We start from the raw sequence: 26312 nt of genomic DNA on the forward strand, positions 1-26312 counted from the left end.
CCCGGCCTTCGCCGGGACGACAGCTGAGCCCTTCTTGACCTTCCCGCCCTAATCCGCTCCCTTTGGCGCGACACAATGATCCCTCCCGGGACAACGCGAAGAAAACGACCAGCAAACCCCAAGGGTGCTTCCATGTCTTTCGTCCTTGCCATCGACCAGGGCACCACCTCCTCGCGCGCGATCGTGTTTCGCGGCGACATTTCCATTGCGGCGAAGGCGCAGGCCGAGTTTCCGCAGCATTTCCCCGCCTCGGGCTGGGTCGAGCACGAGCCCGAGGACATCTGGACCTCGACCGTGACGGTCTGCCGCGACGCGATCGCGCAGGCCGGCATCAGCGCAAAGGACATCGCCGCGATCGGGATCACCAACCAGCGCGAGACCACCGTGGTGTGGGACCGCGCCACCGGGCAGGCCGTGCACCGCGCCATCGTCTGGCAGGACCGCCGCACCGCCGACATCTGCGCGAGACTGAAAGCCGACGGCCGCGAGCCGGTGATCTCGCAGAAGACCGGCCTGATCATTGATCCCTATTTCTCCGGCACCAAGGTCGCCTGGATTCTCGACCACGTCCCCGGCGCGCGGGCGCGCGCCGCGCGCGGCGAATTGATGTTCGGCACCGTCGATTGCTATCTGCTGTGGCGCCTCACCGGCGGCAAGGTGCACGCCACCGATGCCACCAACGCCTCGCGCACGCTGCTGTTCAACATCCACACCGGCGAGTGGGACGACGAGCTCTTGGAGATCGTCGGCGTGCCGCGCTCAATGCTGCCCGAGGTGAAGGATTCCTCCGCCCGTTTCGGCGAGAGCACGCCGGACCTGTTCGGCGGCGCGATTGCGATCTCCGGCATTGCCGGCGACCAGCAGGCCGCCACCATCGGCCAGGCCTGCTTCCGCCCGGGCATGATGAAGTCCACCTACGGCACCGGCTGCTTCGCCCTGCTCAACACCGGCACGATGCCCGTGGCCTCGAAGAACAAGCTGCTCACCACCATCGCCTACCAACTCGGTGGCAAACGCACCTACGCGCTCGAAGGTTCGATCTTCGTCGCGGGCAGCGCGGTACAGTGGCTGCGCGACGGCCTCGGCATCATCAAGCACGCCGCCGAGACCGGACCTCTTGCTGATCAGTCGGACTCCATGCAGAGCGTGTATCTGGTGCCGGCCTTCGTCGGCATGGGCGCGCCCTACTGGAATCCACGCGTGCGCGGCGCGCTGTTCGGCCTCACCCGCAATACCGGCCCGGCCGAGCTCGCCCACGCCGCGCTCGAAAGCGTCTGCTACCAGACGTTCGACCTTTGGGCCGCAATGCGCGCGGACTGGCCGAGCTCGGAAACCGCCAGCGTCGTGCTCCGCGTCGACGGCGGCATGACCGCATCCGACTGGACCATGCAGCGCCTCGCCGACCTGCTCGACGCCCCGGTCGACCGCCCCGTGATCCAGGAGACGACGGCGCTGGGCGCCGCCTATCTCGCCGGCCTTGAGGCCGGCGTCTATCCCGAGCCGACCAAATTCGCCGACAACTGGCGCCTCGAGCACCGCTTCAAGCCGAACATGAGCCAGGCGACAAGGGAGCGGAAGCTGGCGGGCTGGGCGAGGGCGGTGAAGGGCGTGCTCGCGAGCGACGAGGGCGAGGGCTAGGAGGATCTCGTAGCCTGGATGGAGCGCAGCGAAATCCGGGGTTCTGCATGGCACGATTCCCGGATTGCGCTGCGCTCCATCCAGGCTACAAGAAACAGCAACAAAGGGAGCACCAACAATGAACACGGATTTCAACCGGGTCATCCAGAAGCTTTTTGGCGCAGCGATCTGCGCCGCGCTGCTCACCTCGACCGCCATTGCGCGTGAGAAGCCGGACCCGCTCGGAAGCGCGCGGCAGGTCAAGACCGACGTCGCCGGTCTCAATGCCCCCGCGCAGATTCTGGTCGATGTCTGGGGCATCCCCCACATCTATGCCGCCAATGAGCACGACCTGTTTTTCCTGCAAGGCTTCAACGCCGCCCGCGATCGGCTCTGGCAGATCGATCTCTGGCGCAAGCGCGGACTCGGTCTGCTGGCCAAGGATTTCGGCCCGGCCTATGCCGAACAGGACAAGGCGCTACGGCTCTTTCTTTATCGCGGCGACATGAATGCGGAATGGGCGGCTTACGGCCCCAAGGCGAAGACCTATGCGGAGGCGTTCGTCGCCGGGGTCAACGCCTATGTCGCCGATGTGCGCGCGGGCAAGCGCCCGTTACCGATCGAGTTCAGGATCGCCGGCACCATGCCGGATCCGTGGACGGCGGACGACATCGTCCGCATCCGCAGCCACGGCCTGACGCGCAATGTCGCCTCCGAGGTCAAGCGCTCGTTGGTCGCTTGCGCAGCCGGCCTCGATGCCGATCGGTTTCGCGTCAAGCTCGAGCCGGCATGGACGACGAAAATTCCAGATGGTCTCGATCCCTGCAGCGTGCCGAAGGCCGTGCTGGCGCCTTACGATCTCGCGACGCGCCCGGTCGCCTTTGCCGCGCCGAAAGATCGCCAGGCCGCGCTCGCGCACGATCCGGACAAGTACCTCACCGAGGCCGACCAGCAACGCGACACCATCGGCTCCAACAATTGGGTGATCGCGGCGTCGCGGACCGCGACGGGACGGCCGATCCTCGCCAACGATCCGCATCGCGAGCACAGCGTGCCTTCGCTGCGTTACGTCGTCGGCCTCAATGCGCCCGGCCTTTCCGTGGTCGGCGCGGGCGAGCCGGCGCTGCCCGGCATCTCGATCGGCCACAACGGCACCATCGCCTTCGGTCTCACCATCTTCAACGTCGACCAGGAAGACCTCTACGTCTACGAGCTCAATCCGCAGAATCCCAACCAGTACCGCTATGGCAGCGGCTGGGAGGACATGCGCATCGTGCACGAGACGGAGCAGGTGAAAGGCGAAGGCGATCGCGACCTCGAGCTGAAATTCACCCGGCATGGTCCGGTGATCTATGTCGACGACGCCAACAAGCGCGCCTTTGCCGTCCGCTCGATCTGGTTCGAGCCCGGTACCTCGGCCTATTTCGGCTCCTCCGACTACATGACCGCGAAGGATTGGAACGGATTCCTCGGGGCCATGCGGCGCTGGGGCGCGCCGTCGGAGAACCAGGTCTATGCGGACACCAAGGGCAATATTGGCTGGGTTGCCGCCGGCAAGACGCCGCGGCGCGCTAACTATGATGGCCTGATGCCGGTGCCCGGCGACGGCCGCTACGAATGGCAGGGTTTTCTCTCGCTCGACGAACTGCCCAAGGCCTATCAGCCCAAGCAGGGCTTTCTCGCCACCGCCAACCAGATGAACCTGCCGGCGGATTATCCCGTCAGCGAGCGCAAGGTCGGTTTCGAATGGGCGGACAGTGCGCGCTGGCAGCGCATCACCGAGGTGCTGCAGGCCAACAGCAAGGTGACGCTGGCCGACGCCATGGATCTGCAGAACGACGACACCACGATGCTGGGGCGGCGGCTGGTCAAGCTGTTGCAGCCGCTCACCTCGGACGATGCTAACGTGAAAAAGGGCCTCGAACTGCTCAAACCGTGGGATGCGCGTGATGCCGCCGACAGCGCCGCTGCCGCATTGTTCGAGGTCTGGATCGCCAATCATCTTGGACCGGTACTGTTGAAGACCACGGCGCCCAAGGCCGCCGACCTGATCGCGCCCGAGGCGTCCAGCATTTCGGCGCTTGTCGCCTTCCTGGAATCTCCAGACGCGTCGTTTGGCTCCGATCCCGCCGCCGCCCGCGACCAGATCCTGCGCGACAGCCTTGGCGCCGCGGTGGCCGATGTGGCGGCCAAGCTCGGGGCCGATTCCTCAACCTGGCGCTGGGGCCGCCTGCACGTCGCGAAATTCGACCACGCGCTGATGCCGCTTGCCGACAAGGCGACAGCCGCTCAGCTCTCGGTCGGTCCGCTGGCCTACGGCGGCGCCGCCAATGTGCCGCGCGCGGCCACCTATCGCCGCACCGATTATCAGCTGTTCGCCGGCGCCTCGTTCCGCATGGTGCTGGACGTCGGCAATTGGGATGCGAGCCGCACCATCAACACGCCGGGCCAGTCGGGCGATCCCTTCAGCGGCCATTATCGCGACCTCGCGCCGCTGTGGGCGACCGGCCGGTATGTGCCCCTGCTCTACAGCCGCGCTGCGGTCGAGGCGGCGACGGCGGAAGCGATCACCCTGACGCCGCGGTGAGTGAGGCGTATCCACAAACTCCGCCGTCGTCCTGGCGAAAGCCAGGACGACCCCGAATGTGTGGCCGGCGTTCAGCTTCAAAGGGACGCATCCCATGATCCTCCCCGACGGCTATTCCGACATTCCCGCCGGCAAGATCGCTGCCGTCGTCACGCATCTCGAGATGACCGCGCGTCCGCCGCTGCGTGGCGATCCCCTTGGCGCATGGACCCTGCGCAAGGTCGATACCCCCGCGCTTCATTGGTATCGCGATCTCCATCGCCGCGTCGGCGAGGAGTGGTTGTGGTTTTCGCGGGCGCGCATGAACGACGCCGAGCTCGCCGCAATCATCCATGCACCGGGCGTCGAGGTCTATGCGCTTGTCGTGGACGGCAACGATGAAGGCCTGCTGGAGCTGAACTTTCGCGAGGCCGGCCAATGCGAGCTCGTGTATTTCGGCGTCACCGCAAAACTGATCGGCAGTGGTGCCGCCCGCTTTATGATGAACCGCGCGCTTGAGCTCGCGTGGTCACGCGACCTGTCCCGCGTTTGGGTGCACACCTGCACCTTCGACCATCCGTCCGCCGTTTCGTTCTACCAGCGGTCAGGATTTCGCCCGTTCCGCCGCCAGGTCGAGATCGCCGACGACCCGCGCCTCGATGGAACGGTGCCGCGGACGGCGGCGAGGTATGTGCCGATCATCGAATAGTGCGCAGCTGTCTCCCCACCGTCGTTGCGAGGAGCCCTTGCGACGTAGCAATCCAGCCTCAGAAGCGTAGCGGATGGAGCGCAGCGCAATCCGGGGCGGTATCCCCGCATTCGGCTGCGCTCCATGGGGGGCTACATGATCAAAACACCTCCTGCTTCACCCGTGCCAGCGAAAACCCCCGCTGCATCGCGTTGAAGCACGTCAGCCCCGTCGGCTCCGACCGACACGTGAACCCAGCGCGCTGCCACACCTCGCCATAGGCGAGCACGGGCAGTGACGGGTCCATGATGGTGTCTCCGGCGCAGATGCGGCCTGCGGCTCCTTTCGCGCTCATCTCGAAGGCGTTGCCCCATTCCAGCTCGCAATCCGCCGGACGGCGCGGCCGCGTCTCCAGGTTCATGATGTCGCAGCGGAGCACGCCTTGTCCGTTGTCGGTGAAGAACTGGCAGGCGATGTTTTTCGACGGCGTCTGGAAGCCGATCGGGCGGTCCTGCGCGCGGGCGCCGTGGCCGGCCAGGGCAAGCAGGATCGACGTCAGCAGGATCGACGTCAAAATGAGTCCGCGATACCCGATCATGCGAAGCTCGCTAGCCGTTGAAATTGACTGCCGTGGTGTTGGCGCCGCAAACCAGGACCGCAACCCGCTCGCCGGGTGAGGGACGATAGCGGCCGGAGAGCAAGGCGGCAAAGGCGGCCGCGCCACCAGGCTCGGCCACCAGGCGCAGGCTCGACCACAAGGCCGCCTGCGCCTGCCTGATCGCGTCGTCGGCGACGAGGACGACTCGCTCGACATGGGCCCGCGCAATCGGAAACATCAATTGTCCGACACGTCGCGGGGCGAGACTGTCGGCGGCGATGCCGCCCGCGGGCGCATCGATCGGCGCGCCTGCCGCGAAGGCGGCGTGAAGCGTTGGCGATTGCTCCGGCTCGACCGCGACGATGCGCGTCCTGCCGGCACTCCAGGCCGCCATACCACCAATCAGGCCGCCGCCGCCGACTGCAACCAGCACCGTGTCGATGCCCGGTGCATCCTGCTCCAGCTCCATGCCGACGCTGCCCTGACCGAGCAAGGTCTCGAGCTGGTCGTAAGCATGCACGGCCATGGCGCCGGTCTGCGCGACATGGGTTTCGCTCGCGGCGAGCGCGTCGGCATAGCGGCTGCCCGCGACCACGAGCTGCGCGCCATATCCTCTGATCCGCTCGGCCTTGGCCGGCGAGGTGATGTCGGGCACGAAAATCGTGGCGGGAACGCCGAGCCGCTGCGCCGCATAAGCCACCGCCGCGCCGTGATTGCCGCCCGATGCGGCGACGACACCGGCCTCCGGCAGCCGGCGCAACAGCAAATTGGCAAAGGCACCCCGCGCCTTGAACGATCCGGAATGCTGCAACAGCTCGAGCTTGAAAATGACGGGCGAAGCCGGCAGGCCAAAATCGGTGAGATCGGCCTCAACGAGCGGCGTGCGCCGTATGTGCGGACGGATGACGGCCTCGGTCGCCGCGATCCGCTCCCGATTGATGTCCATTGTTGCTGTCATGATGCCGTCCTTGATAGCGCATCCGGCAGACGCTGTCGCGGCGCCGTTGCATCCGGCGCAATGCTCCACTTCCATGATTTTGCTTGCGCTACTGCGGCCTTGCCATGGAAACTGATCGGCCCTGCCTCGTCTAAAAGCCAGAGAAGAGCGCAAAACCATGTTCCTGATCGGCCAATACGATTCCCCCTTTGTCCGCCGCGTCGCGATTGCGCTGCGGCTGTACGGCCTCGCCTTCGAGCACAGGCCGTGGTCGACCTTCGGCGACGCCGACAAGATCGCGCCCTATAATCCGCTGCGCCGCGTGCCGACGCTGGTGCTCGACGACGGCGAGGCGCTGATCGAGAGCACGGTCATCCTCGATTATCTCGACGAATTGGTAGGGCCGGAGAAGGCGATGCTGCCGCGCTCCGGCGCCGAGCGCCGGCATCATTTGCGCATCTGCGCGCTCGCCTCCGGTCTCGGCGACAAGGCGGTCAGCCTGCTCTACGAGCGCGTGTTGCGGAAGGAGCAGCTTGCGCTGTGGGTGCAGCGTTGCGAAGCGCAGATCGCGGACGTGCTGAAAGCGCTGGAGGCCGAGCGCGCCAAGGTGACCACGCCATACTGGCTGGGCGACCGCATCGGCCATGCCGACATCGCGGTGGCCTGCGTCGTGCGCTTCACCCGCGAGGCGCACCCGCTTCTGTTCGAGACCTCGCGCTATCCGGCGTTGTCGGCGCATGCCGACGCGTGCGAGGCGCTGGTGCCGTTCCAGGAGATCGTGCAGCCACTGTCACCGCCGAAGGGGTGAGGCTCTTTCAATCCCTCCCGCTTACGGGGAGAGGCGAAGGGAGAAGCGCCGCTATGCGAACCCGACCTTGATCAGGATTGTCAGGAACAGGCCGCCGACAACCGCGCAGACCGCGGCGCCGATCAGCGGCCCCAGCGCGCCTGCGCGGCTTGCAGGCTCCAGCACGGCTTGACCGGGCTGGTCCGGATCGTAATAGACCTGGACGCTCTTCCCGGGCCTGTATTTCGCAGCGCCCTCTTCGGCGACCTCGCGCAACCCGGAGATCATGGTGCCGTTCCAATCGACTTCGGTGCCGATGAAGTCGCGCTTGCCGACCCTGTAGGCGTAGCGCAGGTCGACCTGATAGCGGTGGACGAGCTTTGAAGTCGTCGGTCGATTGTCGTGCTCGGTCTTCTCCTCGACGATTTCCTCGATCACGTCGCAATGGGTGACCCTGCCGGCAGCGGTCGGCCAGCGCAGGCTGGCGCTCGCCAGCCGGCGCGTCCGGACATAATCGGCGGCGAGGAACACCCCGCCCACCAGCACGATGATCGGCACCGCGAACGCGAACAGCGGCACGCCCTTGTCGGCGTAGAGCACGTGGCCTGCGAACGAATGCGCGGTCAGCGTGGCGGCGATGATGCCGAACACCATTGTGAACGCCACCAGTGCCGCGACGTTCTGCGCGGCGGCGGGCTCCAGCAGCGCCTCGGTCGGTTGCTTCGGATCGACGTGGACGTCGACATGGGCGCCGACCGGATAACGTCCGGTCAGTTTTGCGGCCAGGACCCTCGTCGTGATGACGGTGCCGCCGACAAAGACCTTGTCGCCTTCCAGCTCCTGGCCGCCGGCCTGATAGCGGTAGCGGATGATGGGCTTGGCGTCGTTCCGATCGTCCGAGGTGTGCGCCGTTGGCTGGTCGACCCGGGAGACCGTGATGATGCCCTCCACCTTGTCCCAACTCCGCGCCGCGACCATCCGGCCTCGCATGCGGATCAGGTTGAACAGCGTCAATCCAAACAGCAGCACCGCGATGCCGGCGGCAATCTGGGTCCACATCAATTGTTGGGCGTTCAGCATCCGATTCCCCTGCGCTTCGGCGGCGACCGCCATTGGTCGCGGCGAACGCGCGTTGCGTTCACGTCAGGGGTGCGGCGCCGATCCTATCTCCTCGTGCAGGGCTTGATCTCGCCCGAAGCAGAGTGCATCACGATCGGATTTGGCGACAGTCTGATGCCGAAAAACAATTGAGAGCCGGAGACCTTGTCGTTCGCCCCCTCATGGACGTCAAGATCGAGCTTCGTCGCGATCTCGGATGTCAGTTTGGCCCGCTCCTCCATCGAAATAGTGTTGTGATATTTGATCTCGTAGACGACGTCGGCCTCCAGCACGGACCGCGTCTGGCACACGACGCCGCCGCTCGAAACGTTCTGGGTGACCGCGTCTTCACACTCGGCTTTCAGCAAGGCGTTGCGGGCCGAGATCAGCGACTCGTCGGATATCAGCAGAATGTTGGCGTTCTCGAGCTTGAGGTTGACGGTCTCGACCTGCTGCATTCCGGCGACGGCCGACAGCTTGTCCCTGACCTGGGCCGACACGTCGAGCTTTTTCTCGAGCGACTGCTTCAGGTCGCGGTCGACGGTCCGCGATTTTTGAATCTTGCCGGTGAGCAGCGTCGGATCGACCTCGCAAGTCGGATGCAGCTCCACCCGGCCATTGCTCAGATACTCGATCGTGTTGATCGTGCCGGGGCCGCCGAACGTGCTTGGCGGCACCACCTCGAAATATCCGGTCTCGGAGAGGATGGCCGTGATGGTCTGCTTCTTGCGCGGGAATCCCGCGTAGACCGAGACCATCACGAGGGCTATCGCGACAAAAACTCCGCTACCAAGCCAAAGCCATTTGCGGCTTGTTACTTTCCCGGGCAGCACAACTGATTTTTCTCGCCGCATGGCACATAGCCTTTCGGACAGTCCGCCGCGGCAATCGTGGGTAGCACGACGAGAGCGATCGCGGCGACGAACGGTGCAATGAACTGCTTCATATGTTCGATCCCAAGCAAATCGTCGGTTAAAGGTAGTAGGCCGAGACAGTAGCGAACCAAGGTTGAGCGGACAAGTGAACGAGTTCACAAGCGGCCGATTCTTGCGAGGGCGCATCCGCAGCTGTTCGATGTGCTGCGTCGTTCCGGTACAGGCTGAGCATTTGCTTCACCGATATTGTTCTGGGAAAGCCAGGACCCATCACCCCACTTGGTCATTTGGCGAAGATTCGTCGTTCGGTAGTGCCCGCGATCGTCACCGATGGGTCACTCGGCATGAGTCCTGGCTTCCGCCATGACGACACCGAACGTTCGACACCGAACGTGTGGCGCGCGCTCATGATCGCGGCGGACGAGGCAGCGAGTATCAAATGGGCGCGGTCGGCGATCATGCATTCATACAGGTGTTTTGCCCGACGCCGCAAGCCATTTCGGTAAGACCGAAATTTGTCGAGCCTTTTCAACCCCATGCCTACTGTGCATGGGGTTGATTTCTCGTTTTTTATTTGGAGGGCGCTTAGCCCGCGCCCGCGCGCTTCTTCTGCCAGACCAGATGCACCGCGCAGGTGCAGCCCGGCGGATGCGAGGCAAGCTCCTTCGACGTTTCGTCGTTGGCCGGTGTTGCCGCGAATGCCGCCTTGTCGCTCGTACCCTCTCTCGCCGGGATGTAGTTCAGGATCGGCGCGAGCCAGCGCTCGGTCTCGGCGACGCTCATGCCCTTGCGCGCAGCATAATCCTCGACCTGATCGCGCTCGATCTTGCCGACGCCGAAATAATAGCTCTCGGGATTGGCGAGATAGAGCCCCGACACGGAAGAGCCCGGCCACATCGCAAAGCTCTCGGTCAGCTTCACGCCGGCGGTGTTTTCGGCGTCGAGCAGCTCGAACAGCGTGGCCTTCTCGGTGTGATCGGGCTGCGCGGGATAGCCGGGAGCGGGACGGATGCCCTGGTACTTTTCGAGGATCAACTCGTCGGTCGAGAGCGTCTCGTCCGGCGCATAGGCCCAGAACTCGCGGCGGACGCGGGCATGCATGCGCTCGGCGAAGGCTTCGGCGAGGCGATCGGCCAGCGCCTTGCACAGGATCGACGAGTAGTCGTCATTGGCCATCTTGAAACGGTCCGCGACCACATCCTCGCCGATGCCGGCGGTGACGACGAAGCCGCCGACATAATCGGGCGCGCCGGTGCCGGCGGGCGCGACGAAGTCGGACAGCGCCGCGTTGAAACGGCCCTCGCGCTTCTCGAGCTGCTGGCGCAGCGTGTGCAGCGTCGCGATCGTCCTGGTTCGGCTCTCGTCGGCATAGAGCACGATGTCGTCGCCCTGCGCATTGGCCGGCCAGAAGCCGACGGTGGCCCGCGCGCGGAACCATTTCTCCTTGACGATCAGGTCGAGCATCTTGCGCGCGTCGTCGTAGAGCGAGCGCGCGACTTCGCCGACCTTGGCATCGTCGAGGATGGCGGGGAAGCGCCCGGCGAGCTCCCAGGTCTGGAAGAACGGCGTCCAGTCGATATAGGGCACCAGCTCGGCGAGATCGTAGTCGTCGAAGCTTCGGGTGCCGAGGAAGGTCGGCTTCACCGGCTTGTTCGCGGCAAAGTCGACCGGCACGCGGTTGGCGCGGGCGGTCGCCAGCTTCAGCCGCTTCTTGTCGGCCTGGGCGCGCATATGCGCGTCCGAGATCTTTGCGTATTCAGCGCGGACTTCGGCGGCATAGGCCTCGCGCCTCTCGGGCGACAGCAGAGCAGACGCAACACCAACCGCGCGGCTGGCGTCGTTGACATGCACCACGGGGCCGGCGCGATAGCTCGGGTCGATCTTCACCGCCGTATGCACGCGGCTCGTGGTGGCGCCGCCGATCAAGAGCGGCAGCTTGAGGCCTTCGCGCTGCAATTCGGCGGCGAAGAACGCCATCTCGTCGAGCGAGGGTGTGATCAGGCCGGACAGCCCGACGATGTCGGCCTTCTCCGCCTTCACCGTCTCGACGATCTTGGCCGCCGGCACCATCACACCGAGGTCGATCACCTCGTAATTGTTGCACTGGAGCACGATGCCGACGATGTTCTTGCCGATGTCGTGGACGTCGCCCTTGACGGTCGCGAGCACGATCTTGCCGGCGGACGAGGAGCCTTCCGTACCGATGCCATTGGCGAGATTGCGCGCCTTCTCCTCTTCCATGAACGGCATCAGCCAGGCGACGGCCTGCTTCATCACGCGGGCCGACTTCACCACCTGCGGCAGGAACATCTTGCCGTCGCCGAAGAGATCGCCGACCACGTTCATGCCCGCCATCAGCGGACCCTCGATCACGTCGAGCGGGCGCTTCGAGGCCTTGCGCGCCTCCTCGGTATCCTGCTCGATGAACTCGGTGATCCCGTGGACCAGCGAATGCGACAGCCGCTTCGCCACCGGCCATTCGCGCCAGGCGAGATCGGCTTCCTTGGTCTGGGTCTTGTTGCCGCGGAATCTTTCCGCGAGCGCCAGCAGACGCTCGGACGCACCGGGGTCGCGGTTGAGGATGACGTCCTCGCACACCTGGCGCAATTCGGGATCGATGTCGTCATAGACGATCATTTGCCCGGCATTGACGATGCCCATGTCCATGCCGGCCTTGATGGCGTGATACAGGAACACCGAGTGCATGGCCTCGCGCACCGGCTCGTTGCCGCGGAACGAGAACGACAAATTGGACACGCCGCCCGAGATGTGCGCGCCCGGCAGATTCTTGCGAATCCAGCGCGTCGCCTCGATGAAGTCGACGCCGTAATTGTTGTGTTCCTCGATACCGGTTGCGATCGCGAAAATATTCGGATCGAAGATGATGTCTTCCGGCGGGAAGCCGACGCGGTTCACGAGGATGTCGTAGGCGCGCTTGCAGATCTCGGTCTTGCGGGCGAACGTATCGGCCTGGCCGGCCTCGTCGAACGCCATCACCACGACGGCCGCGCCGTGGCGGCGGGCGACCTTGGCCTCGTGAATGAACTTGTCCTCGCCTTCCTTCATCGAGATCGAGTTGACGACCGGCTTGCCCTGCACGCATTTCAGGCCGGCCTCGATCACCGAGAATTTCGAGCTGTCGACCATCACGGGGACGCGGGCGATGTCGGGCTCGGCGGCGACGAGGTTGAGGAAGGTCACCATCGCGGCTTCCGAGTCCAGAAGGCCCTCGTCCATGTTGACGTCGATGATCTGCGCGCCGTTCTCGACTTGGTCGCGCGCGACCTGCAGCGCGGCGGTGTAGTCGCCGGCGGTGACCAGCTTGCGGAAGCGGGCGGAGCCGGTGACGTTGGTGCGCTCGCCGACGTTCACGAAAGGAATCGCGTCGGTCAGGATGAACGGCTCGAGGCCGGAGAGCCGCAAGCGAGGTTCGATCTCCGGCACGATCCGCGGCTTGTGCGGCGCGACCGCAGCCGCAATCGCCGCGATATGATCCGGCGTGGTGCCGCAGCAGCCGCCGACGATATTGACGAGGCCGTCACGCGCGAACTCGCCGACCAGGCGCGCCATGTATTCCGGGGTCTCGTCATACTGGCCGAACTCGTTGGGCAGGCCGGCATTGGGATAGGCACAAACGAGCGTGTCGGCGACGCGGCCGATATCGGCGATATGCGCGCGCAGATCTTCCGCGCCGAGCGCGCAGTTGAAGCCGATGGTGATGGGCTTGGCGTGTTGCACCGAATGCCAGAACGCTTCCGGCAACTGGCCGGACAGCAGACGGCCGGACTTGTCGGTGATGGTGCCCGACACCATCACCGGCATGTCGATGCCGCGTTCTTCCGTGATCTCGGCGATCGCGTAGAGCGCCGCCTTGGCGTTCAGCGTGTCGAAGATCGTCTCGACCAGCAGCAGATCGACGCCGCCGTCGAGCATGCCGTTGATCTGCTCGCCATAGGATTTGCGCAGATCGTCGAACGTGACGGCGCGGTAGCCGGGATTGGACACGTCGGGCGAGATCGAGGCGGTGCGGTTGGTCGGTCCGATGGCGCCGGCGACGAAGCGCGGCTTGCCGTCCTCGGCCTCGACGCGGCGTGCGGCGTTGCCGGCGAGGCGGGCGCCTTCGCGCGCCATCTCGTAGACGATGTCGGCGAGATCGTAATCGGCCTGCGCGATCGAGGTCGTGGAGAAGGTGTTGGTGGCGACGATGTCGGCACCGGCACGCAAATAGGCGGCGTGGATGTCCTCGATCGCCTGCGGCTGGGTCAGGATCAAGAGATCGTTGTTGCCGCGCAAATCGCGATGGAAGGTCTTGAAGCGCTCGCCGCGGAAGGCGGCTTCGTCGAACTGGAGGTTCTGGATCATCGTGCCCATGGCGCCATCGAGCACGAGAATGCGCTCGCGCGCGGCGTTGAGCAGGGCGGTTCGCTTGGGAGAGGTGGATACGGTCATGCTGTCTTAAGCCGCCTTCTGCGCGCTCTTGGCGCGGATGCCGAGCAAATGGCTGATCGCGAACACGAGATCGGCGCGGTTCATGGTGTAGAAATGGAAGGTGTCGACGCCGTGCTTCGCCAGCTTCTGCACCTGGCCGGCGGCGACGGTGGCCGCCACCAGCTTGCGGGTCTCGGCGTCTTCATCGAGGCCCTCGAACTTCGCGGCGATCCAGTCCGGCACGGAGGTGCCGTTGCGGGTGACGAAATTGCGAGCCTGCTTGAAATTATGCATGGGCATGATGCCCGGCACGATCGGGATGTTGATCCCGCGCGCCTGCACGCGGTTGAGATAGCGGAAATAGAGGTCGTTATCGAAGAACACCTGCGTGATCGCGCGGGTCGCACCCGCATCGACCTTGGCCTGCAGCGTGTCGATGTCATCGTCGAAATCGCGCGCCTCCGGGTGCTTCTCAGGGTACGCCGAGACCGATACCTCGATATCGCCGTGCCGCTTCTTGATGCCGGCGACGAGGTCGGCGGAGCTCTGGTAGCCGTCGGGATGGCTGGAATAGGCCGTGCCGATGCCGCCCGCGGGATCGCCGCGCAAGGCCACGATGTGGCGGACGCCGACCTCGTGATAGCGGTCGACGATCTCGTCGATCTCCCCGCGCGAGGCGCCGACGCAGGTCAGATGCGCGGCCGGCAGCAGCGCGGTTTCTTTCAGGATACGCGAGATGGTCGCGTGGGTGCGCTCACGGGTCGAGCCGCCGGCGCCATAGGTGACCGAGACGAATTTCGGGTCGAGCGGAGCCAGCCGGTTGATGGTGTCCCAGAGATTGCGCTCCATATCTTCCGTCTTGGGCGGAAAGAACTCGAAGGAAATCGCAGGCCGCTTCAGGTACCCGTCTTGCCCGTCGGTGTGGGCAGGCATCGTCGCGTCAGTCATGGGCACCACTCACTCCAAGGGCGCGCCGGGTCGTCGGCGGCCGGCGGTCGGGTCTACATTGAGAGACGTCAAGATAAGCCAAAGCGGCCGCGCACGACAGCCCATCGCAGATGGGAAATAGCCCACTTTTGTTACTATGGTAGCAAATTAGATGTCCTTTGAAGTCGAAGTGGGCTAAATGCATTCAGCTATAATGATAGTCAAATCAGGCATATAGCCAGAATCCGTGGCCATTTGACGCAAAGTTCTGGGGTGGGCAATGTGAAGGAGTTGTTTTTAGATCGATTTTGTCCCAACTTCGCGGCGCGGTCCGGTGCGCGAGCCCGCGGCCTGCACGTCAGACCTGCGCGCCCTGCCCATTGCCGCTGCGCCGCTCTCCATTACGTTAACGCGCCATGATCCCGCTCTCAGTCCTCGACCTCTCCGTCGTCACAACAGGCACAAAGCCGGCCGCGGCACTGCGCAACAGCATCGACCTGGCGCGCCATGTCGACGGGCTCGGCTATGTCCGCTACTGGCTCGCCGAGCATCACAACCTTGCCTCCGTCGCGAGCCCGGCGCCCGACGTGATGATCGGGCAGATCGCGGCGGTGACGAAGCACATCCGCGTCGGTTCCGGTGGCGTGATGCTGCCCAATCACGCGCCGCTGGTCGTGGCCGAGCGCTTCAAGATGCTGGAGGCGCTGTTTCCGGGTCGCATCGATCTCGGCCTCGGCCGCGCCCCCGGCACTGACGGTGCCACAGCCTATGCGCTGCGCAGTCGGCTCGATCGCCGCGAAGGCGACGATTTCCTCGAGCGGCTGCACGAATTGATCCTATGGCAGACCCGGGAATTCCCCTCGGGCCATCCCTACCACAACGTCGTTGCGATGCCCGACGATACGCCGTTGCCGCCGATCTGGCTGCTCGGCTCCAGCGATTATTCTTCCGAGCTCGCTGCGCAGGTCGGCATGGGTTTCGCATTCGCCCATCATTTTGCGTCCCACGATGCGATCGATGCGATGGTGCATTATCGCAATCGTTTTCAGCCCTCGGCCTGGAGTTCGAGCCCGCGCGCGATCCTCGCGGTCGCCGTCATCACGGCCGACACGGATGACGAAGCCGAAAAGCTCGCCGCATCTTTCGACCTCAACCGCCTGCGCCGCGACCGCGGCCAGTATCTTCCGTTGCCGAGCGTCGAAGAGGCGCTGGCCTATCCCTATACCGACTCGGAGCGCACCTCGATCCGGCGCAACCGCTCGCGCCTGTTCGTCGGTAACCCGGCGACGGTGCAGAAGACGCTTCAGCCACTGATCGATGCAAGCAAGCCGGACGAGTTGATGGTGATCACCGCCGTCTATGATCACGAGGCGCGAAAGAAATCGTATTCGCTGCTGGCGGAGGCGTTCGGGCTTAAGGCGGTCGGATAAGGCTCTCGTGCTCCGGCTCGCGCTTCGCGCGTCCGGGACACGAGACTATTCCATCGTCGCGCGGAACGGGTGGCCTGGATACACGCCGACGATGCGGAATTCGCGCGAGAAGAATTTCAGCTCCTCGATCGCGAAAGCGAGGCCCTTGTCATCAGGGTGGCCGTCGACGTCGGCGTAAAACTGGGTGGCGAAGAAATTGCCGTCGACCATGTAGCTCTCGAGCTTGGTCATGTTGACGCCGTTGGTGGCAAAGCCACCGAGCGCCTTGTAGAGCGCGGCCGGCAAATTGCGCACCCGGAACACAAAAGTCGTGACCAGCGGACCGGAGCCCTGTGCGGCCCATTTCGGTTCGCGCGCGAGCACCACGAAGCGCGTGGTGTTGTGGGCCTCGTCCTCGATGTCCTCGGCCAAAATGTCGAGGCCGTAAATCTTTGCGGCCAGGCGCGAGGCGATCGCGGCGACGGTCTTGTCGTTGCGCTCGGAAATGTCGCGGGCGCTGCCGGCGGTATCGGCGTGCACGATTGGCTTGATGCCAAGCTTGCGAATGATGCGCCGGCATTGGCCGAGCGCGTGCACGTGGCTCTCGACGCTCTTGATGTCCTCGAGCCTGGTCCCCTTCACCGCCATCAGCTGATGCCGGACCGGCAGAAACCATTCGCCGATGATGAAGAGGCCGGAGGCCGGCAGCAAATGATGGATGTCGGCGACGCGGCCTGCGACCGAATTCTCGATCGGGATCATGCCGAGATCGGCTTCGCCCGACGCGATCGCCGACAAGGCGTCCTCGAAGGTGGCGCAGGGCATCGGCTCGGCATCGGGATAGGCCTCGACGATGGCGATGTGGGAATTGGCGCCAGGCTCGCCCTGGAATGCGATTTTCAGCTTGCTCATGCTCGGCCTTGTAACAGCGGCTCAGGATTTGGAAAGGATGCTGCGGGCGGTTTCCAGGTCCGCCGGCGTGTCGACCCCGCGGGGCACGGTATCGACGATGGTGAAGTCGATGCGCATTCCGGCCTCGAGCGCCCGGAGTTGCTCGAGCTTCTCCTGCAGTTCCAGCGGCGAAGGCGGAAGCCGGACGTAGCGCTCCAGCGCGGCGCGGCGATAGGCGTAGAGGCCGATATGGTGGTAACGCGGCCCGTCGCCGGTCGGCGCGGTTGCGCGGGTGAAATAAAGTGCACGCATGCGTCTGCCGCCGAGCGAGGTCCCGATCGCCTTCACGACGCTGGGCGCGAGGTCCTCCTCCTCGGTGTGGATCTGCGAAGCCAGCGTTGCGATGTCCACGAGGGGGTCTTGCAGCGGCGGCAGCACCTCGCGGATGTTGTCGATCGTGATGGTCGGGAAATCGCCCTGGAGATTGACCACGATCTCGGCTTTGCCGTCCGGATCGAGCTTCTGCATGGCCTCGTGGATGCGGTCGGAGCCGGACGGGTGCTCCGGGCGGGTCATCACGGCCTCGCCGCCATGGGCGGTCACGACGGACGCGATCTCCGCGGTGTCGGTTGCGACCGCGACCCGGCCTATCCCGGCGGCCTCGGCGCGGCGCATCACGTGCACGATCATCGGCTGCCCCGCGATATCGGCGAGCGGCTTGCCGGGCAGGCGGGTGGCGGCCATGCGGGCTGGAATCAGCACCAGGATGCGGGGATCGATCATGGTTCAAGGGCCTGGAAACGGGGCGTTTTCCGCGCCGAGAAATGGGGTGGGGACGGGCGTGAAGCCCGCTCGCTTATACGGGTTGCCAGACCCCGGGCAAACCGATATCTCAATGGCAAAACTCGGGGAAACAATAAAGGAACGTTGATTCTCCGAGGCTCGTCCTGGCGGCCGCATTGGGCCGCTCGATCCTTCTTGCGGTGTGGGGCCTGGCCGGCAATGGACTCTTTCGAACTGAACAAGATTCTCGGTGCCGTGCTCGGCACCTGTCTCCTTCTGCTGGTGACGAGCTTCACCGCGAGTGCGCTGTTCTCGCCCAAGATGCCGGAAAAGCCGGGCTTCGAGATCGCGGTGAAGGAAGACGCCGGTCACGGCAAGGAAGGCGGCGCTGCCCCCGCAGCCGCCGAACCGATCGAAAAGCTGCTCCAGACCGCCTCGGTCGAGAAGGGCGCCTCCGCCGCCAAGAAGTGCGGCGCCTGCCACACCTTCGAGAAGGGCGGCCCGAACCGTGTCGGTCCGAACCTCTACGGCGTCGTCGGCGACCATGTCGGCGAGGGCCGCGGCGGCTTCAACTTCTCGGCTGCGATGAAGGCCAAGGGCGGCACCTGGGACTTCGATGCGCTCAACAAGTTCATCGCCAATCCCAAGGCGGCTGTCCCGGGCACCGCGATGGGCTTTGCCGGCATCCCGAAGGATAGCGAGCGCGCCGACGTGATCGCTTACCTGAACAGTCTCTCCGACAGCCCGAAGCCGCTGCCGACCGCGGCGAAGTAAGGCCTGTCGATTTCGATCTTGGTACGCGGCCGGGCTCAAAGCCCGGCCGTTTGCTTATCCGGGCCTCGCGGCGTTGTTATCGGGGCGTTTGGCCGCAGCGATCGGCCAGCCCGGCTTCCAAGATGAGGAAAAAGCAACATATTCCGTCGAAACCTCGCCTATATTGGGAACTTAAAGGAGTAGCCTCCTTCAAGACAGGAATGTTGATTTGGCCCTTACCCGACGCGATCTCCTGCTCACTGGCACCGCTGCCGCAACGCTCCCCGCCCTTGGTTCCGTAGGGGGCCTTTCCGGCGTCGGCGTGGCACACGCGCAATCCGCCAGCGAGCCGACTTGGCGGCACGCGCTGTCGCTGTTCGGACAGGTCAAATACCCTGCGGACTTCAAGCGCTTCGACTACGTCAATCCGGAAGCGCCAAAAGGCGGCGTCGCGCGCCAGATCGCCGTCGGCACATTCGACAATTTCAATATCGTCGTCTCCGGTGTGAAGGGGCAAGTCGCCGGTGCCGTGGCATTCATCTACGAATCCCTCACGACGGCCTCGCTCGACGAAGTCTCGACCGAATACGGCGCGCTGGCCGAGGCCGTCAGCCATCCGGATGATTTCTCCTTCGTGACTTACCGCTTGCGGCCGCAAGCCAAATGGCACGACGGCAAGCCGGTTACCGCGGACGACGTGATCTTCTCGCTCGATTCCTTCAAGAAGCACCACCCGCAGTACTCGGCCTATTACAGCCATGTGGTGAAAGCCGAGAAGGTCGGCGAGCGTGAGGTAAAGTTCGTGTTCGACGCGCCGGGCAACCGCGAATTGCCGCAGATCGTCGGGCAACTCACGGTCCTGCCGAAGCATTGGTGGGAGGGCACCGACGCGCAGGGCCGCAAGCGCGATGTCTCCGCCACCACGCTCGAAGTGCCGCTGGGTTCGGGCCCCTACCAGGTCAAGGAATTCGTTGCCGGGCGGTCGATCGCGCTGGAGCGCGTCAAGGATTATTGGGGGCGCGATCTCGCCGCCAATGTGGGCCGAAATAATTTCGACGAGCTGCGCTACGAATATTTCCGCGACGCCACCGTGGCGATCGAGGCTTTCAAGGCCGATCAGGTCGATTGGCGCACCGAGAACAGCGCAAAGAATTGGGCGACAGCCTACGACTTCCCGGCCGTCACCGAAAAGCGCGTGATCCTAGAGGAGTTCGCCAATCGCAGCTCGGGCGTCATGCAGGCCTTCGTGCCGAACCTGCGCCGCGCCAAGTTTAAGGATCCGCGCGTGCGACGCGCGCTCAATTACGCCTTCGACTTCGAGGAGATGAACAAGCAGATCTTCTACGGCCAGTACAAGCGCATCAGCAGTTATTTCGATGGCATTGATGAGCTGATGGCGACCGGGTTGCCGCAGGGCAAGGAGCTCGAGATCCTCGAGACAGTCCGCGCCGAGGTCCCGCCCGAAGTCTTCACCACGGCCTACACCAACCCGGTCAGCGGCAGTCCGGAAGCCGTTCGCGACAATCTGCGCGAGGCGCTGCGCCTGTTCAAGGAAGCCGGCTACGAGGTGCGCGAGCGCAAGCTGATCGACATCAAGACCGGCGCCCAGTTCTCGCTGGAACTGCTGAACTCAGATCCAAGCTTCGAGCGGATCACGCTGTTCTACAAGCCGTCGCTGGAACGGCTCGGCATTGCTGTCAGCGTGCGGACGGTGGATCCCACTCAGTACGAGAACAGGACGCGCGAGTGGGATTTCGACATCGTCACCAACTCCTGGGGCGAGTCGCAGTCGCCGGGTAACGAGCAGCGCGAATTCTGGTCCTCAAAGACGGCCGACATCGCCGGTTCACGCAATATTACCGGCATCAAGAATCCGGCGGTCGACAAGCTGATCGAGCGGGTGATCTACGCCAAGGGTCGCGACGATCTCGTCGCGGCAACCAAAGCACTCGACCGCGTGCTGCTGTGGAATCACTACGTCGTGCCGCAGTGGACTTATACGAAGGTCCGCACCGCGCGCTGGGATCGGTTTGGCCGGCCAGCGGAATTGCCCAAATACGGTCAGTCCGGCTTCCCGTTCGTCTGGTGGTACGACGCAGACAAAGCGACGCGGATCGCAAAGAAGTCGTGAAGGGCATTTCTCGCATGGCGCAGCTTTCACGCCGGCATGTGCTGGCCTTGGGTGCCGGTGGCGCGTTCAGCGCCGCTTGGCTCCGGGGCGCGACAGCGTCCGAGATGCCTGCAGAGGCCCACGGCATGTCGGCCTTCGGCGACCTCAAATATCCCGCCGACTTCCATCACTTCGACTACGTCAATGTCGACGCGCCGAAGGGCGGCACCTTCTCGCTTATCCCGTCAGTGCGCGCCTACAACCAGTCCTACCAGACCTTCAACTCGCTCAATGCCTTCATCCTCAAAGGCGATGGCGCGCAGGGCATGGACATGACTTTTGCGCCGCTGATGCTGCGCGCCAATGACGAACCGGACGGGATGTACGGGCTTGCCGCCAAGTCGGTAAATATATCGGCAGACAGGCTGGTTTATCGCTTCACCATGCGGCCCGAGGCGAAATTCCACGACGGCACCAAGCTCACCGCGCACGACGCTGCGTTTTCGCTGACGTCGCTGAAGACGAAGGGCCATCCCCTGATCATCGTGCAGATGCGCGATATGGTCAGCGCGGAAGCTGTTGACGATGCGACGCTTGTCGTGACCTTCGCCAAGGGACGCGCGCGCGACGTGCCACTCTATGTCGCGAGCCTGCCGATCTTCTCGAAAGCCTACTATGCCTCCCGTCCGTTCGACGAAACGTCTCTGGAGATCCCGTTGGGTTCGGGGCCGTACAAGGTCGGCAAGTTCGAGGTCAACCGCTACATCGAATACGAGCGCGTCAAGGATTGGTGGGCTGCCGATCTGCCCCCCTGTCGCGGCAGCTACAATTTTGACGTCGTGCGCTACGAATTCTACCGCGACCGCGATGTCGCTTTTGAAGGTTTCACCGGCAAGAACTATCTCTACCGCGAAGAGTTCACTGCTCGTATCTGGGCGACCCGCTATGACTTCCCCGCGGTCAAGGACGGTCGCGTCAAGATGGAGGTCGTGCCCGACGACACGCCGTCCGGCGCGCAAGGATGGTTCATCAACACGCGGCGCGAAAAATTCAGGGATCCTCGCGTGCGTGAGGCACTGATCGACGCCTTCGACTTCGAGTGGACCAACAAGACCATCATGTACGGTGCTTATGCCCGCACGGTATCCTCATTTCAGAACTCGGACCTCATGGCGAGCGATGGGCCTCCGCCGCCGGAAGAGCTGAAGCTGCTGGAGCCGTTTCGCGGCCAGGTTCCCGACGAGGTGTTCGCCGCACCGTTCACGCCGCCAGTCTCGGACGGCTCCGGGCAGGATCGCAGCCTGTTGCGAAAGGCGCAGCAACTGCTCAGCGATGCCGGCTTGCCGATCAAGGACGGCAAGCGGATGCTGCCGAACGGTGAGGTCTTCAGGATCGAATTCCTGTTGGACGAGGCTTCGTTCCAGCCGCACCATGGACCCTATATCAAGAATCTCGCGACGCTCGGCATCGAAGCGAGCGTGCGCCTCGTCGATGCCGTACAACATAAGGCGCGCCAGGAAGATTTCGACTTCGATATGACGATCCAACGCTTCAGCATGTCCGCAACGCCGGGCGACGCCATGCGCGCGTTCTTCTCGTCGCAGGTCGCGGCAACGAAGGGCTCGTACAATCTCGCGGGCGTCGCCAGCCCGGCCATCGATGCCATGATCGAGAAGATCATGGCGGCCAACAGCCGCGAGGACTTGACCATAGCCTGCCGCGCCTTCGATCGCCTGTTTCGCGCCGGCCGTTATTGGGTGCCGCAATGGTATAACAAGACGCACCGGCTTGCTTATTGGGACCAATTCGGCCATCCGCAGAAGCCGCCGCGTTATGCCAACGGCGTTGGCGCCCCCGATATTTGGTGGCACGACGGCGGCAAGGCTGCCAAGCTCGAGCAGGCGAAACAGCCATGAGCGCCTATATCGCCCGCCGCATCCTGCTGATGATCCCGACCTTGCTCGGGATCCTCTTCGTCTCCTTCATTGTCGTGCAGTTCGCGCCGGGCGGCCCGGTCGAGCGCGTGATCGCGCAGCTCTCGGGCGCCGACACCGGCGGGACCTCGCGCATTTCGGGCGGCAGCGACTTTGCGCAGCGCGCCCCGGGGCAGTTGGGGGCCGGCGGCGACGCCATCAATTCGAAATATCGCGGCGCGCAAGGCCTCGATCCCGACTTCATCAAGAAGCTGGAAGTGCAGTTCGGCTTCGACAAGCCGGCCCCTGAGCGCTTCGCGCTGATGGTCTGGAATTTCGCCCGCTTCGACTTCGGCAAGAGCTATTTTCGCGATGTCAGCGTGCTCCAGCTCGTCAAGGAGAAGTTGCCGGTCTCGATCTCGCTCGGCATCTGGCTGACGTTGCTCACTTACCTGATCTCGATTCCGCTCGGCATCCGCAAGGCGGTCAGGGATGGGACGCGCTTCGACACCTGGACGTCGAGCGTGCTCGTGCTCGGCTATGCCATACCCGGCTTCCTGTTTGCGATCCTCCTGATCATCCTGTTTGCCGGCGGTTCGTTCTTCAACTGGTTCCCGCTGCGCGGACTGACGTCGGACGGCTGGTCGCAGTTTCCGTGGTACTGGAAGATCATCGACTACTTCTGGCATTTGACACTGCCGCTGATCGCCATGGGACTCGGTGCGTTCACCACCATGACGTTCCTGACCAAGAACTCGTTTCTGGACGAGATCCGCAAGCAGTATGTGATGACCGCGCGCGCGAAGGGCTGCAGCGAGAACCGGGTGCTCTACGGTCACGTCTTCCGCAACGCGATGCTGATCGTCATCGCCGGCTTTCCCAGCACCTTTATTCACGCCTTCTTCTCGGGCTCGCTTCTGATCGAGACCATCTTCTCGCTGGACGGACTGGGACTACTCAGTTTCGAAAGCGTTCTCAACCGCGACTACCCCGTGGTGTTCGGCACGCTCTTCATCTTCTCGCTCGTCGGCCTCGTGATCAATCTGATCTCTGACCTGACCTATATGTGGATCGATCCGCGGATCGATTTCGAGGCGCGGGAGGTCTGATGACACTGGCCGCCCCCACCACGCCGATCGAAACCACTGCGAAGTCGCCGCTCGGCAGTGCCGTGCCGATCACGCGCAAACCGTTCGTGCCATCGCCGCTCAACAGGCGCCGGTGGCAGAATTTCAAGGCGAACCGGCGCGGCTATTGGTCCTTCTGGATCTTCCTGATCCTGTTTGTGGTGTCGCTGTTCGCCGAGTTGATTGCCAATGATCGGCCGTTCCTGATCAAATATGACGGCCACCTCTATTGGCCGTCCGTCGTCACCTATTCGGAAACCACTTTCGGCGGCGACTTCGAAACGGCGGCCGACTATCGCGATCCCTACTTGCAGAAGCTAATCAGGGAGAAGGGCGGCAGCATCGTCTGGCCGCTGATCCGCTATTCCTACGACACCCACAATCTCGATCTGCCGACGCCGGCGCCGTCGCGGCCGACCTGGATGTTGACGGAAGCGCAGTGCAAGCCCGTCGTCGAGAAGAAGGGCCTCAAGAGCTGCCGCGATCTCGAATACAACTGGCTTGGCACCGACGATCAGGGCCGCGACGTGGTGGCGCGGCTGATCTACGGCTTCCGCATTTCGGTGCTGTTCGGCCTCTGCCTGACCATCGTCTCCTCCGTCGTTGGCATCGCGGCCGGCGCGGTGCAGGGCTATTTCGGCGGCTGGATCGACCTGTTGTTCCAGCGTTTCATCGAGATATGGACCGCGATTCCTTCGCTCTATCTGCTGCTGATCCTGTCGTCGGTGCTGGTGCCCGGTTTCTTCGTGCTGCTCGGCATCCTGCTGTTGTTTTCCTGGGTATCGCTGGTCGGGCTTGTGCGCGCGGAATTCCTGCGCGGACGCAATTTCGAGTACATCCAGGCGGCGCGGGCGCTCGGCGTGTCGAACAAGGTCATCATGTTCAGGCATCTGTTGCCGAACGCGATGGTCGCGACCATGACATTCCTGCCGTTCATCGTGTCGAGTTCGGTGATGACGCTGACGGCGCTCGACTTCCTGGGGTTCGGACTGCCGCCCGGCTCGCCGTCGCTCGGCGAGCTGCTGTCGCAGGGCAAGTCCAACGTGCAGGCGCCCTGGCTCGGTTTCTCCGGCTTCTTCTCGGTCGCCATCATGCTGTCGCTCTTGATTTTCATCGGCGAGGCCGTGCGCGACGCATTCGATCCGCGCAAGACGTTCAGGTAAGCCAATGGACGCGATCAATCAGCCCCTGCTCAGCGTGCGCGACCTCTCGGTGGCGTTCCACCAGGGCGGCGTCACCACGCTCGCGGTCGACAAGGTCTCGTTCCAGATCAGGCGCGGCGAGTGCCTGGCGCTGGTCGGCGAGTCCGGCTCCGGCAAGTCGGTCAGCGCGCTCTCGATTCTCAAGCTGTTGCCCTATCCGAACGCCTCGCATCCTTCGGGCAGCATCCACTTCAAGGGCCAGGAACTGATCGACCGGTCGGAGCAGGAGATGCGGGAGATTCGCGGCAGCGACATCTCGATCATCTTCCAGGAGCCGATGACCTCGCTCAACCCACTCCACACGATCGAGGCGCAGATCGGCGAGATCATCCAGCTGCACAATCCGACCAGCAATGCCGAGGCGCGCAGGCGGACGCTGGAATTGCTGACGCAGGTTGGCATTCCCGAGCCAGAAACGCGGCTGAAGAGCTATCCGCACCAGCTCTCCGGCGGCCAGCGCCAGCGCGTGATGATCGCGATGGCGCTCGCCAACGAGCCGGACCTGCTGATCGCGGACGAGCCGACCACGGCGCTCGACGTCACCGTGCAAGCGCAGATCCTGACGCTGCTCGCAGAGATCCGCGGCCGGCTCGGCATGAGTCTTCTCTTCATCACCCACGATCTCGGCATCGTGCGACGCATCGCCGACCAGGTCTGCGTCATGAAGGGCGGCGAGATCGTCGAGCAAGGGCCGGTCGAGCAGGTGTTCAAGACCCCGAAGCATCCCTACACGCGCGACCTGCTCGCCGCGGAGCCGAAGCCGGATCCGGCGCCGCCGCAGCCGGATGCGCCGGTGGTGATGTCGGCCGACGACCTGAAAGTCTGGTTCCCGATCAAGCGCGGGTTGATGCGCAAGACGGTCGGCCACATCAAGGCGGTGGACGGCGTCAGCATCGCCGTGCGCAAAGGCGAGACGCTCGGCGTCGTCGGCGAGTCCGGCTCGGGCAAGACCACGCTGGGGCTCGCATTGCTGCGGCTGATCTCCTCGAACGGACGCATTGTGTTCCTGGGGCAGGATATCCAGGGTCTGCGCTTCAAGGAAATGCGGCCGTTCCGGCGCGACATGCAGATCGTGTTTCAGGATCCGTTCGGCTCGCTCAGCCCGCGCATGTCGATCGCCGACATCGTCGCGGAAGGCCTCACCGTGCATCAGCCGCAGCTCTCGCGCGGCGAGCGTGAGGAGCGCGTCGTCAAGGCGCTCGAGGACGTCGGATTGAAGCCGGATACCCGCAACCGTTATCCGCACGAATTCTCCGGCGGCCAGCGCCAGCGCATCAGCATCGCGCGGGCGGTGGTGCTGGAGCCGGATTTCGTCGTGCTGGATGAGCCGACCAGTGCGCTCGACATGCTGATTCAGGCGCAGATGGTCGATCTGCTACGTGAATTGCAGCGTCGTCGCGATCTCACCTACATGTTCATCTCGCACGATCTGCGCGTCGTCGCCTCGCTCGCGAGCCATCTGATCGTGATGCGTGGCGGCAAGGTGGTCGAGGAAGGCCAGGCCGCCGAGCTCTTCAAGAATCCGAAGACGGATTACACGCGCGCGCTGTTTGCGGCGGCGTTCCGGCTGGAGACGGCCGAGAACGGTTCGGCGGCGACGTAG

At 64.1% G+C, this 26312-nt stretch carries 20 protein-coding genes; 11 read left to right on the top strand and 9 right to left on the bottom strand.

Annotated features, from left to right (window positions below):
• The first annotated feature begins 132 nt into the window (after positions 1–132).
• The 3 genes from glpK to IVA75_RS19295 all read left to right on the top strand — a co-directional run bounded on the left by glpK (position 133) and on the right by IVA75_RS19295 (position 4892).
• Positions 133–1638 (top strand): glycerol kinase GlpK, encoded by a 1506-nt coding sequence (glpK, locus tag IVA75_RS19285; protein WP_247283548.1) that lies wholly within the window; start codon positions 133–135, stop codon positions 1636–1638.
• Positions 1639–1756: 118 nt separating this feature from the next.
• On the top strand, positions 1757–4204 hold the full coding sequence (locus tag IVA75_RS19290) for a penicillin acylase family protein (protein WP_247283558.1): 2448 nt from the start codon (positions 1757–1759) through the stop codon (positions 4202–4204).
• 94 nt (positions 4205–4298) lie between these two features.
• Positions 4299–4892 (top strand): GNAT family N-acetyltransferase, encoded by a 594-nt coding sequence (locus tag IVA75_RS19295; RefSeq protein ID WP_247283559.1) that lies wholly within the window; start codon positions 4299–4301, stop codon positions 4890–4892.
• Positions 4893–5031: 139 nt separating this feature from the next.
• Here the strand turns inward: IVA75_RS19295 and IVA75_RS19300 are convergent, their stop codons facing one another.
• Positions 5032–5469: a DUF6636 domain-containing protein gene (locus IVA75_RS19300; protein WP_247283563.1), complete on the bottom strand. Its 438-nt coding sequence runs from the start codon at positions 5467–5469 to the stop codon at positions 5032–5034.
• A 10-nt stretch (positions 5470–5479) separates the two neighbouring features.
• Positions 5480–6427 (bottom strand): threonine/serine dehydratase, encoded by a 948-nt coding sequence (locus tag IVA75_RS19305; protein ID WP_051462987.1) that lies wholly within the window; start codon positions 6425–6427, stop codon positions 5480–5482.
• Positions 6428–6584: 157 nt separating this feature from the next.
• Here IVA75_RS19305 and IVA75_RS19310 point away from each other — a divergent pair, with 157 nt between their 5' ends.
• Positions 6585–7214, top strand: coding sequence for a glutathione S-transferase family protein (locus IVA75_RS19310; protein WP_247283565.1), 630 nt, complete (start codon positions 6585–6587; stop codon positions 7212–7214).
• Positions 7215–7265: 51 nt separating this feature from the next.
• Here the strand turns inward: IVA75_RS19310 and IVA75_RS19315 are convergent, their stop codons facing one another.
• The 5 genes from IVA75_RS19315 to metF form a co-directional block, all read right to left on the bottom strand.
• Positions 7266–8273 (bottom strand): DUF3592 domain-containing protein, encoded by a 1008-nt coding sequence (locus IVA75_RS19315; protein ID WP_247283575.1) that lies wholly within the window; start codon positions 8271–8273, stop codon positions 7266–7268.
• 83 nt (positions 8274–8356) lie between these two features.
• Entirely contained in the window at positions 8357–9049 is a 693-nt protein-coding gene (locus IVA75_RS19320; protein WP_245287899.1) for a hypothetical protein, read from the bottom strand.
• Positions 9050–9105: 56 nt separating this feature from the next.
• Positions 9106–9237, bottom strand: a complete 132-nt coding sequence (locus IVA75_RS40170; protein ID WP_256379063.1) for a hypothetical protein — start codon at positions 9235–9237, stop codon at positions 9106–9108.
• 514 nt (positions 9238–9751) lie between these two features.
• Positions 9752–13615 carry a methionine synthase gene (metH, locus tag IVA75_RS19325; RefSeq protein ID WP_247283584.1) on the bottom strand — a complete coding sequence of 1288 codons (3864 nt, stop codon included), beginning with the start codon at positions 13613–13615 and terminating at the stop codon, positions 9752–9754.
• 6 nt (positions 13616–13621) lie between these two features.
• The gene (gene metF, locus IVA75_RS19330; RefSeq protein ID WP_247283587.1) at positions 13622–14542 is read right to left on the bottom strand and encodes a methylenetetrahydrofolate reductase [NAD(P)H]; all 921 of its coding nucleotides are present in this window, start codon (positions 14540–14542) and stop codon (positions 13622–13624) included.
• Between the two features lie 395 nt (positions 14543–14937).
• Between metF and IVA75_RS19335 the strand changes: the two genes are divergently transcribed.
• Positions 14938–15951 carry an LLM class flavin-dependent oxidoreductase gene (locus IVA75_RS19335; RefSeq protein ID WP_247283589.1) on the top strand — a complete coding sequence of 338 codons (1014 nt, stop codon included), beginning with the start codon at positions 14938–14940 and terminating at the stop codon, positions 15949–15951.
• A gap of 45 nt (positions 15952–15996) precedes the next feature.
• On the opposite strand, the gene IVA75_RS19340 is transcribed toward IVA75_RS19335, so the two are convergent.
• Together IVA75_RS19340 and IVA75_RS19345 are read right to left on the bottom strand one after the other, a co-directional pair.
• The gene (locus tag IVA75_RS19340; protein ID WP_027570185.1) at positions 15997–16842 is read right to left on the bottom strand and encodes a prephenate dehydratase; all 846 of its coding nucleotides are present in this window, start codon (positions 16840–16842) and stop codon (positions 15997–15999) included.
• A gap of 21 nt (positions 16843–16863) precedes the next feature.
• Positions 16864–17604, bottom strand: coding sequence for a 3-deoxy-manno-octulosonate cytidylyltransferase (locus tag IVA75_RS19345; protein ID WP_247283592.1), 741 nt, complete (start codon positions 17602–17604; stop codon positions 16864–16866).
• Positions 17605–17823: 219 nt separating this feature from the next.
• Between IVA75_RS19345 and IVA75_RS19350 the strand changes: the two genes are divergently transcribed.
• The 6 genes from IVA75_RS19350 (at position 17824) to IVA75_RS19375 (ending at position 26312) form a co-directional block, all read left to right on the top strand.
• Entirely contained in the window at positions 17824–18378 is a 555-nt protein-coding gene (locus tag IVA75_RS19350) for a cytochrome c family protein (protein WP_027570186.1), read from the top strand.
• Positions 18379–18586: 208 nt separating this feature from the next.
• Complete coding sequence (locus IVA75_RS19355) at positions 18587–20488, top strand: extracellular solute-binding protein (protein WP_247283595.1); 1902 nt, start codon at positions 18587–18589, stop codon at positions 20486–20488.
• A 14-nt stretch (positions 20489–20502) separates the two neighbouring features.
• Positions 20503–22383 (top strand): extracellular solute-binding protein, encoded by a 1881-nt coding sequence (locus tag IVA75_RS19360; protein WP_247283606.1) that lies wholly within the window; start codon positions 20503–20505, stop codon positions 22381–22383.
• On the top strand, positions 22380–23489 hold the full coding sequence (locus IVA75_RS19365; RefSeq protein ID WP_007605353.1) for a microcin C ABC transporter permease YejB: 1110 nt from the start codon (positions 22380–22382) through the stop codon (positions 23487–23489). Before IVA75_RS19360 ends, IVA75_RS19365 begins: the two co-directional genes overlap by 4 nt.
• A complete protein-coding gene (locus tag IVA75_RS19370) occupies positions 23489–24670 on the top strand; it encodes an ABC transporter permease (protein ID WP_027570189.1) in 1182 nt (393 codons plus the stop codon). Before IVA75_RS19365 ends, IVA75_RS19370 begins: the two co-directional genes overlap by 1 nt.
• Positions 24671–24674: 4 nt before the next feature.
• Positions 24675–26312: an ABC transporter ATP-binding protein gene (locus IVA75_RS19375; RefSeq protein WP_247283617.1), complete on the top strand. Its 1638-nt coding sequence runs from the start codon at positions 24675–24677 to the stop codon at positions 26310–26312.

This window comes from Bradyrhizobium sp. 134 (assembly GCF_023074155.1).
Taxonomy (GTDB): Bacteria; Pseudomonadota; Alphaproteobacteria; order Rhizobiales; family Xanthobacteraceae; genus Bradyrhizobium.

Coding starts and splice junctions, on each gene's coding strand:
- glpK (WP_247283548.1), top strand. CDS start 133: ATGTCTTTCGTCCTTGCCATCGACCAGGGCACCACCTCCTCGCGCGCG.
- IVA75_RS19290 (WP_247283558.1), top strand. CDS start 1,757: ATGAACACGGATTTCAACCGGGTCATCCAGAAGCTTTTTGGCGCAGCG.
- IVA75_RS19295 (WP_247283559.1), top strand. CDS start 4,299: ATGATCCTCCCCGACGGCTATTCCGACATTCCCGCCGGCAAGATCGCT.
- IVA75_RS19300 (WP_247283563.1), bottom strand. CDS start 5,469: ATGATCGGGTATCGCGGACTCATTTTGACGTCGATCCTGCTGACGTCG.
- IVA75_RS19305 (WP_051462987.1), bottom strand. CDS start 6,427: ATGACAGCAACAATGGACATCAATCGGGAGCGGATCGCGGCGACCGAG.
- IVA75_RS19310 (WP_247283565.1), top strand. CDS start 6,585: ATGTTCCTGATCGGCCAATACGATTCCCCCTTTGTCCGCCGCGTCGCG.
- IVA75_RS19315 (WP_247283575.1), bottom strand. CDS start 8,273: ATGCTGAACGCCCAACAATTGATGTGGACCCAGATTGCCGCCGGCATC.
- IVA75_RS19320 (WP_245287899.1), bottom strand. CDS start 9,049: ATGGTCTCGGTCTACGCGGGATTCCCGCGCAAGAAGCAGACCATCACG.
- IVA75_RS40170 (WP_256379063.1), bottom strand. CDS start 9,237: ATGAAGCAGTTCATTGCACCGTTCGTCGCCGCGATCGCTCTCGTCGTG.
- metH (WP_247283584.1), bottom strand. CDS start 13,615: ATGACCGTATCCACCTCTCCCAAGCGAACCGCCCTGCTCAACGCCGCG.
- metF (WP_247283587.1), bottom strand. CDS start 14,542: ATGACTGACGCGACGATGCCTGCCCACACCGACGGGCAAGACGGGTAC.
- IVA75_RS19335 (WP_247283589.1), top strand. CDS start 14,938: ATGATCCCGCTCTCAGTCCTCGACCTCTCCGTCGTCACAACAGGCACA.
- IVA75_RS19340 (WP_027570185.1), bottom strand. CDS start 16,842: ATGAGCAAGCTGAAAATCGCATTCCAGGGCGAGCCTGGCGCCAATTCC.
- IVA75_RS19345 (WP_247283592.1), bottom strand. CDS start 17,604: ATGATCGATCCCCGCATCCTGGTGCTGATTCCAGCCCGCATGGCCGCC.
- IVA75_RS19350 (WP_027570186.1), top strand. CDS start 17,824: ATGGACTCTTTCGAACTGAACAAGATTCTCGGTGCCGTGCTCGGCACC.
- IVA75_RS19360 (WP_247283606.1), top strand. CDS start 20,503: ATGGCGCAGCTTTCACGCCGGCATGTGCTGGCCTTGGGTGCCGGTGGC.
- IVA75_RS19365 (WP_007605353.1), top strand. CDS start 22,380: ATGAGCGCCTATATCGCCCGCCGCATCCTGCTGATGATCCCGACCTTG.
- IVA75_RS19370 (WP_027570189.1), top strand. CDS start 23,489: ATGACACTGGCCGCCCCCACCACGCCGATCGAAACCACTGCGAAGTCG.
- IVA75_RS19375 (WP_247283617.1), top strand. CDS start 24,675: ATGGACGCGATCAATCAGCCCCTGCTCAGCGTGCGCGACCTCTCGGTG.